Annotated in this window: 15 protein-coding genes and 1 pseudogene; 4 read left to right on the top strand and 12 right to left on the bottom strand. The window is 67.0% G+C overall.

What is annotated here, in order from left to right:
- Positions 1-444: pseudogene (locus tag H289_RS0122665) on the top strand (type I glyceraldehyde-3-phosphate dehydrogenase); the annotation flags it as partial.
- A 1-nt stretch (position 445) separates the two neighbouring features.
- Here H289_RS0122665 and H289_RS0122660 read toward each other — a convergent pair.
- The 5 genes from H289_RS0122660 to H289_RS0122640 all read right to left on the bottom strand — a co-directional run bounded on the left by H289_RS0122660 (position 446) and on the right by H289_RS0122640 (position 6,579).
- Positions 446-1,534, bottom strand: coding sequence for a hypothetical protein (locus H289_RS0122660; protein WP_231388107.1), 1,089 nt, complete (start codon positions 1,532-1,534; stop codon positions 446-448).
- Positions 1,535-1,542: 8 nt separating this feature from the next.
- Positions 1,543-2,385, bottom strand: coding sequence for an ABC transporter permease (locus H289_RS0122655; protein WP_020103121.1), 843 nt, complete (start codon positions 2,383-2,385; stop codon positions 1,543-1,545).
- Positions 2,375-3,106 (bottom strand): ABC transporter ATP-binding protein, encoded by a 732-nt coding sequence (locus H289_RS0122650; protein WP_029105609.1) that lies wholly within the window; start codon positions 3,104-3,106, stop codon positions 2,375-2,377. The genes H289_RS0122655 and H289_RS0122650 overlap by 11 nt, the downstream gene beginning before the upstream one ends.
- 68 nt (positions 3,107-3,174) lie before the next feature.
- Complete coding sequence (locus H289_RS0122645; protein ID WP_020103119.1) at positions 3,175-4,203, bottom strand: ABC transporter substrate-binding protein; 1,029 nt, start codon at positions 4,201-4,203, stop codon at positions 3,175-3,177.
- Between the two features lie 39 nt (positions 4,204-4,242).
- Positions 4,243-6,579 (bottom strand): CehA/McbA family metallohydrolase domain-containing protein, encoded by a 2,337-nt coding sequence (locus tag H289_RS0122640; protein WP_020103118.1) that lies wholly within the window; start codon positions 6,577-6,579, stop codon positions 4,243-4,245.
- Between the two features lie 77 nt (positions 6,580-6,656).
- Here H289_RS0122640 and H289_RS0122635 point away from each other — a divergent pair, with 77 nt between their 5' ends.
- A complete protein-coding gene (locus tag H289_RS0122635) occupies positions 6,657-7,553 on the top strand; it encodes a LysR family transcriptional regulator (protein WP_020103117.1) in 897 nt (298 codons plus the stop codon).
- Here the strand turns inward: H289_RS0122635 and H289_RS0122630 are convergent.
- The 7 genes from H289_RS0122630 to H289_RS0122600 form a co-directional block, all read right to left on the bottom strand.
- Positions 7,550-8,779, bottom strand: a complete 1,230-nt coding sequence (locus H289_RS0122630; protein WP_020103116.1) for a M20 family metallopeptidase — start codon at positions 8,777-8,779, stop codon at positions 7,550-7,552. The genes H289_RS0122635 and H289_RS0122630 overlap by 4 nt on opposite strands.
- On the bottom strand, positions 8,776-9,732 hold the full coding sequence (locus H289_RS0122625; protein WP_020103115.1) for an asparaginase: 957 nt from the start codon (positions 9,730-9,732) through the stop codon (positions 8,776-8,778). Before H289_RS0122625 ends, H289_RS0122630 begins: the two co-directional genes overlap by 4 nt.
- Complete coding sequence (locus H289_RS31120) at positions 9,729-10,700, bottom strand: ABC transporter substrate-binding protein (protein WP_020103114.1); 972 nt, start codon at positions 10,698-10,700, stop codon at positions 9,729-9,731. Before H289_RS31120 ends, H289_RS0122625 begins: the two co-directional genes overlap by 4 nt.
- On the bottom strand, positions 10,697-11,485 hold the full coding sequence (locus H289_RS0122615) for an ABC transporter ATP-binding protein (protein WP_020103113.1): 789 nt from the start codon (positions 11,483-11,485) through the stop codon (positions 10,697-10,699). The genes H289_RS31120 and H289_RS0122615 overlap by 4 nt, the downstream gene beginning before the upstream one ends.
- Complete coding sequence (locus H289_RS31115; protein WP_196810064.1) at positions 11,482-12,228, bottom strand: ABC transporter permease; 747 nt, start codon at positions 12,226-12,228, stop codon at positions 11,482-11,484. The genes H289_RS0122615 and H289_RS31115 overlap by 4 nt, the downstream gene beginning before the upstream one ends.
- 357 nt (positions 12,229-12,585) lie before the next feature.
- Entirely contained in the window at positions 12,586-13,014 is a 429-nt protein-coding gene (locus H289_RS0122605) for a nitroreductase family deazaflavin-dependent oxidoreductase (protein WP_029105607.1), read from the bottom strand.
- Positions 13,015-13,092: 78 nt separating this feature from the next.
- Complete coding sequence (locus tag H289_RS0122600; protein ID WP_231388106.1) at positions 13,093-14,433, bottom strand: AurF N-oxygenase family protein; 1,341 nt, start codon at positions 14,431-14,433, stop codon at positions 13,093-13,095.
- Positions 14,434-14,618: 185 nt separating this feature from the next.
- On the opposite strand from H289_RS0122600, the gene H289_RS31110 reads away from it, so the two are divergent.
- Together H289_RS31110 and H289_RS0122590 are read left to right on the top strand one after the other, a co-directional pair.
- Positions 14,619-16,073, top strand: a complete 1,455-nt coding sequence (locus H289_RS31110; RefSeq protein ID WP_020103109.1) for an APC family permease — start codon at positions 14,619-14,621, stop codon at positions 16,071-16,073.
- Entirely contained in the window at positions 16,070-16,735 is a 666-nt protein-coding gene (locus H289_RS0122590) for a helix-turn-helix domain-containing protein (RefSeq protein WP_020103108.1), read from the top strand. Before H289_RS31110 ends, H289_RS0122590 begins: the two co-directional genes overlap by 4 nt.
- The last annotated feature ends 7 nt before the right edge of the window (positions 16,736-16,742 follow it).

Here is a 16,742-nt window from a genome sequence, read left to right as displayed (position 1 = left end):
CTGCAGGACGGGCCGCACAAGGATCTGCGGCGGGCGCGGGCGGCGGCGATCAACATCGTGCCGACCTCGACCGGGGCGGCCAAGGCCATCGGGCTGGTGCTGCCCGAGCTCAAGGGCAAGTTGGACGGGTATGCGTTGCGGGTGCCGGTGCCGACCGGGTCGGTGACCGATCTGACCGCGGACCTGGGTAAGTCGGCGACGGCCGCGGAGATCAATGCGGCGATGCAGGCCGCGGCCGAGGGTCCGTTGAAGGGGATTTTGAAGTACTACGACGCGCCCATCGTGTCGTCCGATATCGTCACCGACCCGCACAGTTCACTGTTCGATGCGGGACTGACCAAGGTGATCGACAACCAAGCCAAGGTCGTGTCCTGGTATGACAACGAGTGGGGCTACTCCAACCGGATCGCCGATCTGGCCGCACTGGTCGGCAAGTCGCTGTAGATCATTCCGACTGCGAACCGGTCCAGCGAAACGGCGTCCGGAGCCCAATCACCTTCTCCGCCTTGTCATACCAACCCTGCGGTGCGTGCTGGCTGGTGTGCAGGTAGCACTGCACGCGTACTTCCGCACTGCCCGGCGTGAACGTCAACAATCGGCTCAGCGGCAGCGTGGTGATCGGCATGTGGTGCCGGCTCAGCGAGGCGACGTTGAGAAACCATGTGCCCCAGCGCTGTTCGATATGGCTCTTGCCCCCGAAATTGTCATCGGGATGGGTATGGGTGTGTCCGGCGATCCACAGCTGCACCCGGCCCGGGTGCGCAGCCAGGAACTGTTCGAACGCACCGGAGTCCGGCCGGCTGTCCACCCAGTAGAGGTATGACGCACCTTGCGGTGTGCCTGCCTCGAACGGCCGGTGGTAGTGCTCCACCAACCGGCCGTCGGCGTCGCGGCGGACGCCTTCCCACTCTCCCGAAGCGACCGTGGTGTCCTTGAGAACGTAGTGGTGCACCGTCACGATGATCGCGTCGGGATTGGCCAGCACCATGGCTTTCCACCATCGGAACGTCTCGCCGCTGACGACTCCCCCGGGGTTGCCGCCCAACGGGCCGCGACCGACAGACTGCGTTGGTTCGTTGCGGTCACTGAGCATGAGAAACAACAGGTTCCCCACCCGGAACGAGTAGTGCTGCCACGCGCCGTCGACCGGGAAAGGTCGGCGAGCGCCGTCGACGCCGGAATATGCGGTGTGCCGGCCGAGCGGATCGACCCATTTCTGCCACCACCAGGCCTCGGGTTCGTCCAGGCCACTGCGGTCATGGTTGCCGCACACGCTGTAGATGTCCTCGCGCCGGTGGCGACGCAGGCTGGCGAACTGCCGCCGCAGCTCACGGCCCTCGGCGTCGTCCGGCAGGTGGTGGTGCGCGCCGGACATGTCGCCGACATCGAGTGCGATGTCCCAGTCGAACGCCGGGCCGCCGTCGGACCCGCCGAACTCAGACTGCGAAATCGCCTCGGCCAGGCTGTCTCTACCGAACCGCCGGTCGGTACCCACATGTGCGTCGCCGAAGGCCCAGAGGCGAAAAAAGTTCACACCGCCCGTCATTCGTGGTCACCGTCGACCAGTCCCCAGTACCGGCGAATCTGCCTGTCCGCCGCGGCGAACACCGAGTCGACGATGATGCCGATCACCAGCACGACGATCATGACGGCGATGGCCAGCGGCATGTCACTCATGTTCTGCGCGTTCTCCAGCAGGACCCCGATCGATGCGGTGCCGGCGACCATCACCACCAGTTCGCCGGCCATCAGGCTCCGCCATGCGAACGCCCAGCCCTGGCGCAGTCCGCTGACGAATGTCGGCAGCGACGCCGGGAGGATGACATGCCGGTACAACGCAAACCGCCGCAGCCCCATGGTCTTTGCCGCACGTAACTGCAGAGGTGGAATGTGGTCGGCACCCGAGATGACGCCGAGCGCCACCGACGGCGCGGCGCCGATGACAATGACGAACAGGATGGCCGAGGTGTCGAGGCCGAAGAAGATGATCGCGAAGGGAAACCATGCGATCGCCGGCATCGTCTGCAATCCGGTGATGAGCGGACCGAAAGTACTGCGCAGCAGTTTGTTCCGGGACAGAACACTGCCGATGACCGTGCCGATGAGCAGCGACAGCCCAAAACCGATGAGGGCCCGCGCCATCGTCGTCGAAACCGCCTGCCACAACACCGGATCGTGCAGCTGCTGCCACAGGGTGGCACCGACCGCCACGGGGCCGGGCAGGATCACGGACGATTTCCAGCCGCTCAGACAAAGCAGCTGCCACGCACCCAACACCACCAGCAAGGCCAGCGCCTTCGTCCACATCGGTGCCAGCACCGACTGCAGCCGACCTGTGTTCTGCCGCGACGACGGCGCCAGATCGGCGACTCCACTATCGACCACGGTTGCCTTCCTCGTGCAGTCGCGCCGTGATGTGTGCCGCCAACTCCGCGACGTCGGTGGTATTGATCTGGCGAGGACGGGACGCGGGCACCTGGAACTCCTCGACCACCCGACCGGGTCGGGCGCCCAGGAGAACCACCCGGTCGGCTAGCCGAACCGCCTCCCGCACGTTGTGGGTGACGAAAACAACTGTGAGTCCGCGTGATTCGACGATGCGCTCGAGTTCCTCGTGGAGCAGATCACGGGTCAGCGCATCCAGCGCGCCGAAAGGTTCGTCCATCAACAGCACATCGGCGTCCTGGGCGAGCGCGCGGGCCAGCGCAACCCGCTGCCGCATACCGCCGGACAACTGGTGTGGACGCTTGCCGGCGAAATCGGTGAGTTCGACGGTGGCCAGCAGTCGCGCCACCCGTTCGCGCCGCACGTCCCGCGGCACTGCCCGCGCCCGCAGTGCCAGATCGACGTTGGCGGCAGCGGTCAGCCAGGGAAACAGAGCCGGCTCCTGAAACATCAGCGCCACCCGCCGACCGAACGTCTCGACCGTTCCGTTCGACGGCGCGTCCAGTCCGGCGATGAGCGACAGCAACGTGCTCTTGCCACAGCCGGAACTACCGACCAGACAGACGAATTCACCTTCAGCGACAGTCAGGCTGAGCGGATCCAAGGCCGCTACCGCGGCCGGGCCCTTGCCATAGCGCTTGGTCACCCCGACCAGTTCCAACGCCGACCGCGGTACCGGAGGCGGCGTCGGAACGGTCACGGTGATCTCACCGGCGTCCGCACAGCGGGTCACGCCGCAACCGCCGGTTTGCCCGATGCCGCCAGCACCGCGTTGAGCGGGGCCGGATCGAAGAGTCCGTCGATGTTCAGCGGCTGCAACAAGCCGACGGCCACGGCCTTGCCGACCTGGTCGCGCAGCGATGCGATCCCCGGATCGTTGGTGAACGTGGTCTCCTTGAACGACTCAGCGAGGACCTCCGGATCCAGTCCCTTCCCAAGCGTTTTCGCGAGTGCGGCGTTGGCGGACTGCGCCGCGGCCGTGGGGTCGGCACCGATCTTGTCGTTCGCCTGCACCTGGCCACGCAGCAGCCCGGCCACCGCATCGGGATGTGCGGCGAGGAAGTCCTGGCGCACGACCAGCACGGTGATGGTGTTCGGGTCCGACCACAATCGGACGCCACCGGCTTTGATCATCTGCACGTCGAACGGTGCGGAATCCAGTGCACCGGCGATCTGCTTGCTCACGAACTGCTGGACGATCGCCGATTCAGGGTTGGTCGGCTTGACCGAAACATCGCCGCCACCTTGGGTATCGGTCTTCAAGCCGTTCTTGGCAAGCCAGTCGCGGAGGCTGACGTCCTGGTTGCCGCCGAGGGCGGGATCGGCCACCGTCTTGCCCCTGAGGTCCTGGGCAGACGTGATGCCGGGTTGGACGACGAACGAGGTGCCGCCGCTGGCCGCGCCCGAAATGATCTTGATGGCTTTGCCATTCGATTTCTGCCAGGCGTTGAATGCGGGGTTGGGTCCCACGTACGCGGCGTCGAGATGTCCCGACAACAGCGCAGTGATCTCTTCGGTGCCGGTGCTGAACGGTTGCGCCGTGAAGGTGACGTCAGATCCGAGCTGCTTTGCGAACAGCCCGTCATTGACTCCGATGAGCGCCGGCGCGTGAGTGACACGAGTCAGATAGCCCAGCCGCAACGGTACCGGAGACGACGACGCCGACTTGGTCGACGACGAGCATCCGGCCATCGCGGTGATGGCGGTGATGGCCGCGCCCAGAGCGAGCAGCCTGGTGAAATGACGATGAGAGAACACGGTTTTCCTTGATGTCGATCGAGCGGATGAGACGCGAGGTCAGGCCTGCTCGGGACATCGGGTCTGGCCGCTCGAACGCGTGACGAACAGCGGGCTGGTCCACACCTGATGGCCGTCGGACTGGGTGGCGCGCACGTACGTGGCGCTGATGCCGTGGGGCAGGCCGAGCTCGAGGTCACCGGTCACCGTGGTGGGCAGCGCGGAGAACTCGGCCACCCGTTCGGCACGCAACCGCAGATTCAGTCCACCCACTGCCGTTTCGACGTGACCGGCGCGGATCAACTCGGCACCCGAGAACTCGCGTTCCATGCGCAGACCGTCCTCGTGCACCGACGCTTGGATGCGGAACTCGGCCGCCGCGAGGTCCGCCAACCGCACCACGATGCCCGTGTCCGAACCGTACGTGGTGGTCCGCCAGCGCACGGTGTCGCCGGCAACATCGAACCTTTGTTCCGGATGCGCCGCGGCCCAGGGTGTCACGTCGAGCACGTCGGTTCCGGCCAGCCGCAATTCGCCGGACCACGTCGCCCACCGGTAGCGGTCGCGGTGCCGGGCACCACCCCACCGGATGCGCACGAGCTCGTCGGACAGTCCGGCCTCGATGTGCAGGTTGCGCTGCCACAGCCGCCCCGTGCTGTCATGAACGGCGATCTCGTCCCAGCCGGACGTGCCGTACAGCGCGTAGTCAACGGTCAATTGGGTTTCTTCAGTATCGATTTCATCGCCCATCCAGGCGTCGCCACTGCGCAGCAGCGCGACGGCACGCGCTCCGGTGGTCGCCCACGTCCGGCGGGCGCGCAGCGCGCGTCCCACGTCGCCTTTCGTGAGCTCCGGCGCGAGAACGCCTGTCAGACCGCCGAATCCGCCGAAGATGTTCGCTCCCGGCGCCCCGCCTCCGGGGCGGCCACGGTGCTCGTCACTGGCGGCGCTGGCGCCCAGACGAAGACCGCGGGCCAGCGCATCTTCCAGGAACCAGGGACTGCTCCCCCACGACGAGTGCACTTCGATCAGCCGTTCCAGCTCGGGGTGGTGCCAGTCCAGGATCGCGCGGCGGCCACCCACGTGCGGGATCAGCAGGTACGAATCCGGGTCCTTTTCGTAGGCGGCGTAAAGCGCTGTGATGGGCCAGGTTTGGGGCGTCGGCACGGTGCTGGCCATGCCCTGGTGCCACTCCAGCGAACGCGCCAGCGTGGTGTCGTCGCCGAGAAAGACGACGTTGTGATCGCCACCGACACCAGCGGTGCCACACCATTCGACACCCGGGTAGCAGACCAGGCTGCCGTCGTCCGAGATGGCCCGGCAGGCGGCGACGACGTCGATCCAGGCCTCGTCGGTGATCTGAAAGTCGTTGGCGGTGTAGCCGACAACGTCGAGCGCGCCGATATCGCGGGCATAGCGCAGGTTCCACGCCGTGTCCTGAGTGCCGACGGTGTCGTTGGAATGTACGTGCAGGTCGGTGAAGAACGCGCGCGGGGAGGGCAGGTCGTCGATCACGTCGACGATGGTCTCGGCGGCCCGCACCTCCGTGTGCGTTTCGTCGACGACCCGGATGTGCGCGGCGCGCGCCGGCACTTCCAGCGACACACTGGCCCAACCGGCGGACGGCGTCTGCGCCTCGGCCACGACTGCGCCGTCGATGTGCGCGCGCAATGTGGCGGCGGTATCCGCGCAGGCGTTGCCCCACCGATCCTGCAGGTGAGCGCGGAGCGTGACGGCACCGGCGTCACTGCGCACCAGTCGCGGTCCGCGGACCACCACCTGCTCAGGCGGCCCGGGCCGGATCGCGAGGTGATTGACGCCGGCCCGGGCCATCCGGGAGGTGCCCAACGGGTCGACGAACAGATGCACCTCGAACGCGTCCTCGACGAAAGTCTGAACCCGGGTACCCGGACCGCCGAATCGGCGGTCCCCCAATCGGATTTCGATCACATCGCCGGGCCGGAGGTAGCCGTCGACCGCGTGGATGAGCAGCGATTTCTGGAACGGCCGCTCGCCGCCCTTGACGTCATAACGGACGGCCAGCTGCTGGACGGTGGCCCCGCCGGCTTCGGACGCACGCCCCACCAGCGATCGGCTGACCAGCCGCGCGCTGGCGTAGTCGCGCCCGGCGGGATCGGCGGTCTGCAGGTCCCAGTCGGAGTAGTAGCGGAAGCACAACTTGAGCCAGCCGCTGTCGGCGATACCCGAGCGGCCGACCGTGTAGGTGTAGACGATCTCCTCCACGGCTCCGGCCACCACCGACGTGTGCGAGCAGCGCAGCTCGCCGAGGAAGGGAATCGCGTCGAATTCCGCGGTGATGGCGTCGCGCACCGCAGCCACCGAGCAGTCGTTGCTGCTCAACGGGTTCTGCGGACGGACGGGAATCGCGCGGGACATCAACCCATCCTTTCGGCAATGCACCTAGGAGTCCAGTTAATAGATATGATGCGATTCATCATTGAAAGTGAAGAAGGATGAACCTGCAGCAGCTCCATTACGTGGTCGCCCTGGCCGAAGCGAAGAGCTTCACCAAGGCGGCCGAGACCTCGTTCGTCGTGCAGTCGGCGCTCAGCCAGCAGGTGCGGAAGTTCGAAGAAGAGCTCGGCGTGACGCTCTTCGAGCGCACCACCCGGGCCGTCTCGCTCACTCCCGCAGGTGAGGCGCTCCTGCCGCTGGTGCACCAGGTGGTCGCCGGCATCGACCAACTCAAGGTCGACGCCCAGGCGCTCAGCGGGACGGTGACTGGACGCCTCACCGTCGGGATGATGGAGGTGCCGTCCGAAAGCCTCGACGTCGCAACGCTGATGGCGACATTCCACTCCCGCTACCCGGACGTGAGCGTGACCCTGCGCAGCGGTGGCAGCGACATCCTGCTGACCGCGACCCGCGACCGCAAGCTCGATGCCGCCATTGTCGGCTCCAATGTCTCCCCGGCCAGCGACCAATTGGATTTCACCCACTTGTTCACCGAGTCGTTGATCGCGGTCATGCCGCGCGACCATCCGCTGACCAGACAGCGGGCGGTGTCGCTGACCGAACTGGCGGCGTTGCCGTTCATCGACTTTCCGCTCGGTTACGGCCTTCGGCACGAAACCGACCGCGGCTTCGCGGGCGTGCCGCGACGGGTGGCCTTCGAGGTCACCCGTGTCGACGAGGTCGTGCACTTCGTGCGGCAGAACCTCGGGGTGGCGCTGCTGCCGGAATCGGTTGCGCGAACCCGTGCCGACAGCGACAGCACCCTGGCGCTCCGCCCTGTCACCGGCGTCCAGATGCACCGCCAGGTGCACCTGGTGGCACCCAGACCCCACCTGCGCTCGGCGGCCTGCCAGGCGTTCATCGCCTGTGTCCATGACCACCTGGCGACACCCTAGGTAGGGCCGGCAGCCGAAAAATACTGCCGCACAGCGGCTTCGATGACCTGTACGGCGGTGGCCATTCTGTCGATGCTGATGCTCTCGTCGTACACGGCCCACCCGTCGTCGCCCGGGCCGAACGTGACGGCCGGAATGCCCACGTGACGGAAGCGGATGGTGTCGTTGAACGCGGGCTTCGTGTAGGTGCGGACGTCCTCGCCCGTGACACCGCGGTACGCGCTCCGGATCGCGGCGACAAGCGGATCGACGTCCGTCAACGGCACGGTGCCCGCGACGAACGTCGGACCGGGCGCGAACTCGACGTCGACCTCGATACCTTCGGGCCGGGCCGCGGTCAGGCGGCGGTGAAACTCCTCGAGCAGCCGGCCGGCGACGACGTCCGGACCGATGTTGACGGCCGCAACGCGTGCGCTCGCCTCCAACGGCGTGAACTGCGCCATGCCGGTCTCCCCCGCGTGCAGTCCCACCACCGAAACCGGCCAATCGCCAACGGGATCGGCGGCAATGTCGGCCAGGAACTCGGCGAGGAACAGCGCCGGGTTGACACCGGTATCAGGCCGCCAAATATGGCTGGACCGCCCGCGGGCAGTGATGTCCAGCAGTGCGTGACCGGTCTGCGCGACGGCGAGGGCGATACCGCTGCGGCCATCGTCGGTCCACGCGGTCGGTTCGACCGTGATGGAGGCGTCGGGGCGCAAACCATGTTCGTCGACCAGGTACTTGGATCCTTCGATGCCGTTGCGTTCCTCGTCGACGGTCAGGACCACCAGCAGGGTCCCGAATTCCGGCGGATCGTCGACAACGCGTTTGGCGGCGGTCAAGAGCGCCGCCAGGTTGGCGCGCGTATCCGAGGTGCCGCGCGCATAGATCCGGCCGTCCAATTCGACTGCCGAATAAGGGTTTCCGGCGCACACGCGCCAGCGGCTCGGCGGCCCCGACGGGTAGGTGTCGAGGTGATCGTTGAGCATGAGGGACGGACCGGCGCCGAAGCGCTTCGTGGCCACCACATTCGGCCGCTGCGGGGTGCGGCCCACCAGCTCGACGGTGAATCCCCACTCGCGCAACAGGTCACCCACCGGGCGGGCGATGCGCTCTTCCTCCGGCGGGCGACTCGGGCCGTCAAGGCTGTTCTCGCACCACGGCTGGCCGGCGGCCACCAGACGAGTGGTGAGTTCGACGAGTTCGCGCCGGTCCACCGCGGCGCCGACCGCAGCGTGGGTCATGCGCGAATCTCGCTGTCGATCAACGCCCGCAAGCCGTCGTTGTCCCGGCCCTGTGCCAGCCCGAGCGTCACCAAGAGGCGTGCGCGGTGGGGTGAAATGCCGGCAGCCAGTTGTGCACCGTGTTCGACGAGACCGGCCACTCCACCGGGGTATCCGTACACCGGAGCGACGCGACCGTCAGCAGCGCGAGTGGTGAGCACGACGAACCTGCCGCCGTCGATGAGTTCCTCCACTGCCGCAGCCTGTTTCGGAGGCAGATTACCGGCCCCGTTCGCCGCCACCACGATGGCCGGCTGGGCGTCCCCGGCGGCTCGGAACACCGTGCCGTCGTCACCCAGCGCAGCCAGCAGCACGGGTACCGGCCGGATCGGACCGGTGGGATCGCCATGACTCGTGCGGCGTTTCTGAGTCCGGTGCCACTGGACCTGGCCGCCGACGACATAGCCGATGGGCCCGCGTCCCGGCGCGTCGAACGCATCACGCACGACTCCCGAAACCTTCACGGCCTCACGGCCGTCGAAGATCTTGCCGGCGAACACCACCACCGGATCGATGTCCGCTCCAGACGACGCCACCGCGAGCGCGTCCGCGAGGTTGGCGCGGCCGTCGCTGTCATGCCGGGTGCCGAGGATCATCGAACCGGTGACCACGACCGGCACCGACCAGTTCTCCCGGTAGGCCAGCCAGGCCGCCACCTCCTCGATGGAGTCCGTGCCCGTCGTCACGACGATGCCGTCGGCGCCGTCGGCGACCAGTTCGCGAGCCCGGACGACCAGGCGTTCCAGCAGGTCGAAGTCGACCTCGGACCCACCGACCAACGCAAGGCTCTCCGCACCGGCGAACCCGGCGACCGTCTCCGCCAGCTCCTGCGCTCCGGTGACGGGCACCGCGCCCTGCGCGGTCTGGTGCATGGAGATGGTGCCGCCCAAGCCGATCAGGTATGCCCCGCTCATGAATTGCTCTCCGTCACAAACGATCCGGCGATGATGTTCTGGTAGTCGGGGATGTGCTGGTCGGCAGGGATGCGACCGATGCTCTGCGCCCAGCGGGCGCGGTCGGCGAGGTCGCCGGCGAGTTCCGGCCCGAGGTGCGTCTGGTACTTGAACTCCGAGGTGACCTGGCTGATCAGGTTGTTGTCCAGCCCTGTTGCTTTCGCGACCGCGGCGAGGGCGGCCGGGTCCTTGCCGGACAGCGGACCATCGGCATTGCGGACCGCCCCGACAAGCTTTCCAACAGCCTGCTTCTTCGAGTCGAGGACGTTCTGGTTGGCCAGGTAGAGGCTGTGCTGGTTGTACTTCTGCTTGCCCTGCAGCTCGATCGCGTCGCTGCCCAGTGCCGCAACCGCTTTCGCCAGTGCCGGCTGGAAGACGGCGATCGCGTCGACGTTGTGATTGGTGATCGCCGTGACGATCTCCGCCGGTCCGGTCTGGATCAGGTCCGCCTTCACGTTCGCTTCGGTCAGGAACCGGCTCGCGAAGTAGTGAGCGCTGCTGCCCAAGGGCACCGCGATCTTGCGGCCGGCCAAGTCGGCGACCGAGTTGATCCCGGCTGAGCGGCGCGCGACAAATCGCCCCTCCGGCCAGATGGCGCCGTCGGCGAAGATCCGAAGATTCGGATTCTTCAGTGCCGCAGCGGATGTGGGCACATCACCGCCATTGGCGACATCCACGGCGCCGCCCGCCAGCGCCTCGAGCGCTGCGGCGCCCGTCGGGAACGGGACGATCTTGACGTTGACCCCATGCTGTTTGAAGTATCCGAGGTCATTGGCGACGGGCACCTGCGCCCACGACGGGTCGACCACCCACGCCACGGTGAGCGAGTCGGCCGCGCTGTCCTTGCTGCTCGAACTACTGCAGCCGACAACCCCCAGAACCGCAAGCGCGGCAACGACTATCGCGGCAATCTTCCGATGTGTATTCATCCGTGGTCTCCCGATGTGAGGGCCGGTTGCTGTCCGTGCAACAGGTCGTGCAGTCGGCGGCGCAGTGCCGCGTAATCGTCGAATTCGCCGAGGCGGCTGGCGGGCCGCGGCCGCGGCAGCGGGTTGCCGAGGTGATCGGCGATGGCGCCGGTGTGATCCATCACGACGATCGAGGACGCGATGCGGATTGCCTCGTCGACATCGTGCGTGACGAAGACGACGGTCGGCCGGCTGCGCTCCCACAGTTCGACCACCAGGTCCTGCATCTGCTGGCGGGTCAAGGCGTCCAGTGCACCGAAGGGCTCGTCCATCAACAACACTCGCGGGCTGTTCGCCAGGGCACGCGCGATGCCGACGCGTTGCCGCATGCCACCCGACAGCTCGTGTGGCCGCTTGTGCACGACGTCCGCTGCCAGACCGACCGCACTGATCAACTCGGCGATCCGGTCGCGCCGCTGTGTTCGGGGCACCTTCGCCGCGCGTAGCGCGAAGCCGATGTTGCTCCCGACAGAGGCCCACGGGAACAGTACGTCGCGCTGGAACACGACGCCCCGCTCACGCCCCGGTCCGGTCACCGGCTCGCCTCCGAACGTCACCGAACCTGTTGTCGGCCGGACGAATCCGGCGATGACGTTCAGCAGGGTCGACTTGCCGCAACCCGACGGTCCGAGGATCGTCAGGAACGCTCCGGACTCGATGGTGAGGTCGAGGCCGTCGACGACCGAACGGTCCGCTCCCGGGTACCGCACTGTCAGCGACTCGACCGCGATGTCGCCGGCGGTCACGATTGTTCCTTCGCCCAGCGCACGGTGTGACGCGTGGCCTGGTGGAACAGCTGATCGGCGAGGGCACCGACGATGCCCAGCGCAGCGAGACAGACGAACAACCGGTCGGGTTGGCTGAACAGGCGCGCCTGGTCGAGCCGGAAGCCGAGTCCCTCGGTGACACCGGATTGCTCGGACGCCACGATCAGGATGAGGGATGTCGCGATCCCCTGGCGCAGGCCGGTGAGCACCGATGGCAAGGCGCCCGGCAGGACGACGTTGGTGAACGTCAACAACTTTGACGAGCCCAGCGATGCCGCCACCCGCAGATGGTCGTCGCGCGTCGCGGCGATCCCGGCGTGTGTGTTGACCCAGACCGGGAAGAAGACGCCGAGGCTGGTGAGGAACAGTTTGGACTCTTCACCGATGCCGAACCACAGGATCGCCAACGGCACCAGCGCAATGGCCGGGATGGGCCGAACGATCTGGATGGTGGGTTCCAACAAGCCCCTGGCAATACGCGAGCGGCCGGTGAGGGTGCCCACCACGATGGCGATCAGCGATCCTACGACAAACCCTTGGAGAGCCCGTCGAAAGCTCGCGGCCGAGTCGGCGAACAGCGTTCCGTCGCTGTACATCTCACGCGCGGCGTGCACAACCTGTGCGGGCGCGGGCAAGAGCCGGGCGGAGAAGAGTTCGAACCGCACCGCGGCGTCCCAGCCGATGATGACGGCGACGAGGCTCAGGATCGGCAAAGCGGACAACAGCGCCACCCGGGCAAGCTCACCGCGGTCGCGTCGGCGTCGTTCGGCTCCGGCCGTACTGCTCGGTCGAACTGCTGTGGGCACGCCGCTCGAGCTGAGCGCGCCAGAACCGCGTGCGGGTGCCGATACCATCCATCTTCCCTTGCAGACCTGCGTAACGGCCCGCAACGTAACACCGGTACAGACGGGATCCGGCGGGCCGAGGGCGTCACCGCGTCGTCAGCTCCGCAGCAAGATCACCACCCGAATCGCCGCAGACCTGCAGTAATTCGGCAACGGTCGCGCCGACGCGACGCGTTTCGATCCGTCTGATCCGATGGTTTGAGATCCAGGCTTCTGCCCGGCACTGTGAACGGTCTAGTCGGTGAATTCGATGCGCACAGACACCGGCGCGGTTCCGTAGGACGCGATTTTCGGTCCGGCCGCGCCGGATTGCCGCACCCGGGCACGCACATCGTCGTCCGGAACGAACGTCGCGATGCCGGCACGCCAGCGATCTCCTTGCTGGATGCGAACATTCGGGTTGGCCCCGATGTTGGCGCCCCAGCCCGACAACGTGCCGTGACCGCAGATGACCCACGCCCCCGTTTCATCGAAGATGGGCGAAACCGGCACCCGTCGCAGCTGCCCCGTTTTGCGGCCGAAGGTTTCCAATTCGCTTACCTGCGTTGGGCGGACGGCGCCGAGTCGAGCCAGACCCCGCACCGTCGGATTGAGCAGGTAACGCCCGATTGCGCGGAACACCCGGAACTGTCGTTGTTCGGCGCGAGTATGCCCTGTCCCCACGAAACGCCCTCCTTTCCGGCCATGGCGTTGAACCCGATACGCTGAATATACCGATCGGTCTACTTGTCGGCAAGAGTTTCACAAACCCGGCAAGAACTCGGCAAGCGCCAGGATGCTCAGCACGACCAACGCGAGGCCGATCAGCCCGCCGGCAGGAATCATGCTGCTGCACACCATTATCCAGACGGCGAGTCGCGGCCATTCGAAAGGCTGGTTGCCGACCACACCCCCGAGTCGGGTCCGCAACAGGTGGTACGACGCCCATACAGCCGCTCCCGCCGCCGCCACCGTGATGATCCGCAGCCCGACCGGCGTCGCCGTCATCGCAATACCGGCCGCAATCACCACAGCCGCGATCCGACCCCACACCACTGCCACGCCGGCACGGTTGCCGGTGCACGGCTGACTGCGATCAGGCTCACCGCGGTACCGGGGCAACCGGCCGTCGATACCCAACAACCGCCACAGCCAGCGGGTCCAGACCGTACGCAAACCGAGGTCTTCGGCAGCGCGCCGGACGTCGGCGGCCGACTCGGCCAACAGCTGCCGGGATCGAGCACTGCGCCAGTAGGCGGCCTTGAAAACGCGCCGCGGAATCCCGAACTGCCGGGCGAACGCCCGTGGCGGTGTGATCATCTCGCCGATGAGCCACCGAAGATGGATCGGAAATGCCAAGGCATACAAGAACCTCCGCAGCCGTCCCACGACCGCGATTCGTTGCGCCAGATAATCGTTGGCGAACGAAATGTGCCTGGCTTCCTCGGCGAGGTGGATCGAGGTGACCTTGTTCAGCAGCGGAGGCACGGCCGCCGAGCCCCGATGCTGCAGCGTCTGCTGGAAGTGGAGCGGCTGCTCCCCGCACAGCACTCCGATGAAAAGGAAAATGTTGGCGTAGCCGCCGAGGAAGCCGAGAATCGGTCCGAAGAACCGGGACCCGCGGCGCATGCCGGGAACATCGGCGCCCGTGCGGTTGACGAACTCCTGGAACATCTGGATGTGGTGGCATTCGTCGGTCAGCTCATGGAGTAGGTACCGAAACACCACCGAACGGTTGGGCAAGGTGCCGGCGTGGTGGATCACGCCGCGGATCAACATCATCTCGAACTGCAGTGTCACCTTGAGGATGTTCGCGGCCAGCCAACGGCCCATCGCGATTCGCCGCTCGAGGGGTTGCTGCGCGTACCAATCGGTGGCGGCAAGTGGAGCGATGTCCGAGTCGAGCTGCCAACGCGCGTCGCTCGGGTCCAGTGCGTTTTCGGGTGCCTCCCAGTCGATGTCGACGAACGGATCGAACCGCCGGCGGGTGCTCGCCCGGCAGAGCGATGCGGCGATCTCGGTGTCGAGTCCTACCGACATACCGGTGTTCAGATGTGATCTGGTCGATTCGGCAGGAGCAGTTGCGGTGAAGCCCACAGTCATGGTGTGACCTCCGTTGGCATCGAAGGGATCGGGATGCCGACGAGCGTGCTGCCAGGCATTTGCGTGCCGGTGTCCGCCGCGTTGCGGCGTCGGCTCTTCGCGTGGGAAGCCTTGTCCCAGTGCGGTATACGCGAGCGACACTGCGGCGAAACGTCGCAGAAACAGCGGGATTTCTATACTCGGCGATGCTGACGGACAATCAGGTGCCGCTGCACGGCCTGGGCCCGCGAACGCGTCTGGGCGGCTTGGATCGCGGCGCGCTGGGCGCTGCCGATGTTGCGGCACAGTCTGTTTCGACCATGGCACCGTGCGGGGCCGCGGCGGCGATACCGGTGTTGGTTGCCGCGCAGGGCGGCCCGGTCGTGCTGAGCATGGTTATCGCATTTGCGCTCGCGCTGATCGTGTCGTGGCTGGTCCGGGGATTCGCGCGGCGAGTACCTGCTGCCGGCTCGCTCTACACATGCGCAGCGGTTGGGGTGGGGCCCTTCCCTGGGTTCGTCACGGCCGGTGCGCTTTTGCTCGGCTATCTCAGTAGCGGGATGTTCGCTGTCACAGAAACGTCGGCGTTCTGGCTCAGGTTGGCGTCGTCGGTCGGGATAACGGCGCACGGCTGGCTGGTCGCTGTCGGCGCACTCGGTTTCGCGGCGCTCAGCGGGGTGGTGCTGGTTCGCGGTATCCGGATCTCGGCTCGGGTCTCGCTGGTGACCGAGACCGTGGCGGTCCTGCTCGTGGTGGCGGTCTCGGTGTGGCTGCTCTGCCACGGTGACGAGCAGCGCCTGCACGACGCCGTACTGGCGCACACCCCCGATCTCGGCCGTCTTGCCTCCGGTGTCGCCGTCGCGTTGACCGCGTTCGTCGGCTTCGAGAGCGCGACGGCACTGGCGGTCGAGACGCGGAACCCGCTGCGCACGGTGCCGGCGGCGGTCCGCGGTTCGCTGCTGCTCAGTGGTGCGGTCGTGTTGCTCGCGACCCTGGCCCAAGCCGAAACACTCAGCGGTACAACGACCGACTCGTGGTTCCAGGCACTCACCGACGATCCGGGAGCGCGCGCGTTGGTTCCCGCCGTGTACCTGGCGGCGGCATTGTCGTTCTTCGCCTGCGCGTTGGCTTCCACGACGGCGGCGGCCCGCGTCCTTCTGTCGCTGGCGCGCGAGGGCGTCTTGCCGGCAGCACTGGGACATACCGATCTGCGCAGCAAGGCGCCCACGGTGGGAATCTGGCTGTGCACCGCGACCGTCTTCGGTGTGCCTTTCGCCGTCAGCGCCTTCGGCGCCGACGCCGAAGCCGTGTGCGGTTCACTCGTGGCCGGCGCCGTATGTGGTTTCCTGCTGGCGTATGCCGCGCTGGCCGGTTCGATGCCCGCCATGCTGCGACGACTGGGCGAACCGAGCCGAGTGGCATGGGTGGTCGGGCCGGCTTGCGCGCTGACACTCACCGCGATCCTGGCGGGGTTTTGGGGCCTGACCGTGACCGGCCCGCTCTGGGCCGGAGCGGTGACGTCCGCAGTCTGGATGGGTGCGTGGACCGCCATCGGTCTGCGCGTGCGTGCGAGACGCCCGGAGGCGTTCGCGTCGATGGGCGCACACGCCGGGACTGTTCGGTCGTCGGTGTGGCGTGGCTATTTGCGCGGCCCGTCATGACCAGAGCGCTGCGCCCCGACGCCGGGTCGCGTTCGGCGCTCGCCGCGCTGTCCATCATCGAGGAGGTGGCGGCTGCGGGGCCCGGGATCACGGCGTTGGAGATCACTCACCGGCTGCGGATGTCACGGTCCTCGGCATACCGATTGCTCGCTGTCCTGGTGGAGAGCGAATACCTGGTGCGCACCCCGGATTTGGGCGGGTTCGCGTTGGGACGCCGGATCGACCGATTGGTCGGCATCCCCTCCACTCCGGCGGACCGGTTACGCGAAGCAGTCGATGCCGTGCGAGCCGAAGCGCGGTTCGGCATTCATCTGGTCCTGCACCGGTCCGCGCGGCGGCCGGCATTGGAGCTGTTCGACATCGACCCGGATTTTCCACTGTCGGATCCGGCCCGAGTTATCGGCGAACCGGAATGCTCCGCCATCGGACGGATCGTTGCCGCAGACGCCCGCGGTGAACGCCCGGCGTTCTCCACCCAGCGCGGGATTCTGGTGCCCGGACATGGCTGCCTGGCTCTCCCGATCCGGAGCGCCGACGACAGTCTCATCGCCGTCTTGGCAGCGTCGGCGCCCTCGCACCGCGTCGCGGACACGGATACGTTGATGGCGTTCCTCACGCCCCACGCGCGGGCGGTGTCGCTCGCCTGCACAACCGCAGGCTGAAGCCCGC

This window comes from Mycobacterium sp. 360MFTsu5.1 (assembly GCF_000383495.1).
Taxonomy (GTDB): domain Bacteria; phylum Actinomycetota; class Actinomycetes; order Mycobacteriales; family Mycobacteriaceae; genus Mycobacterium; species Mycobacterium mucogenicum_B.
This window is presented reverse-complemented; position numbering and strand designations above follow the sequence as displayed.

Excerpts from the sequence above, each read along its gene's own strand:
- H289_RS0122640 (WP_020103118.1), bottom strand. The coding sequence starts at position 6,579 with ATGTCCCGCGCGATTCCCGTCCGTCCGCAGAACCCGTTGAGCAGCAAC.
- H289_RS0122635 (WP_020103117.1), top strand. The coding sequence starts at position 6,657 with ATGAACCTGCAGCAGCTCCATTACGTGGTCGCCCTGGCCGAAGCGAAG.
- H289_RS0122630 (WP_020103116.1), bottom strand. The coding sequence starts at position 8,779 with ATGACCCACGCTGCGGTCGGCGCCGCGGTGGACCGGCGCGAACTCGTC.
- H289_RS0122625 (WP_020103115.1), bottom strand. The coding sequence starts at position 9,732 with ATGAGCGGGGCATACCTGATCGGCTTGGGCGGCACCATCTCCATGCAC.
- H289_RS31120 (WP_020103114.1), bottom strand. The coding sequence starts at position 10,700 with ATGAATACACATCGGAAGATTGCCGCGATAGTCGTTGCCGCGCTTGCG.
- H289_RS0122600 (WP_231388106.1), bottom strand. The coding sequence starts at position 14,433 with ATGACTGTGGGCTTCACCGCAACTGCTCCTGCCGAATCGACCAGATCA.
- H289_RS31110 (WP_020103109.1), top strand. The coding sequence starts at position 14,619 with ATGCTGACGGACAATCAGGTGCCGCTGCACGGCCTGGGCCCGCGAACG.
- H289_RS0122590 (WP_020103108.1), top strand. The coding sequence starts at position 16,070 with ATGACCAGAGCGCTGCGCCCCGACGCCGGGTCGCGTTCGGCGCTCGCC.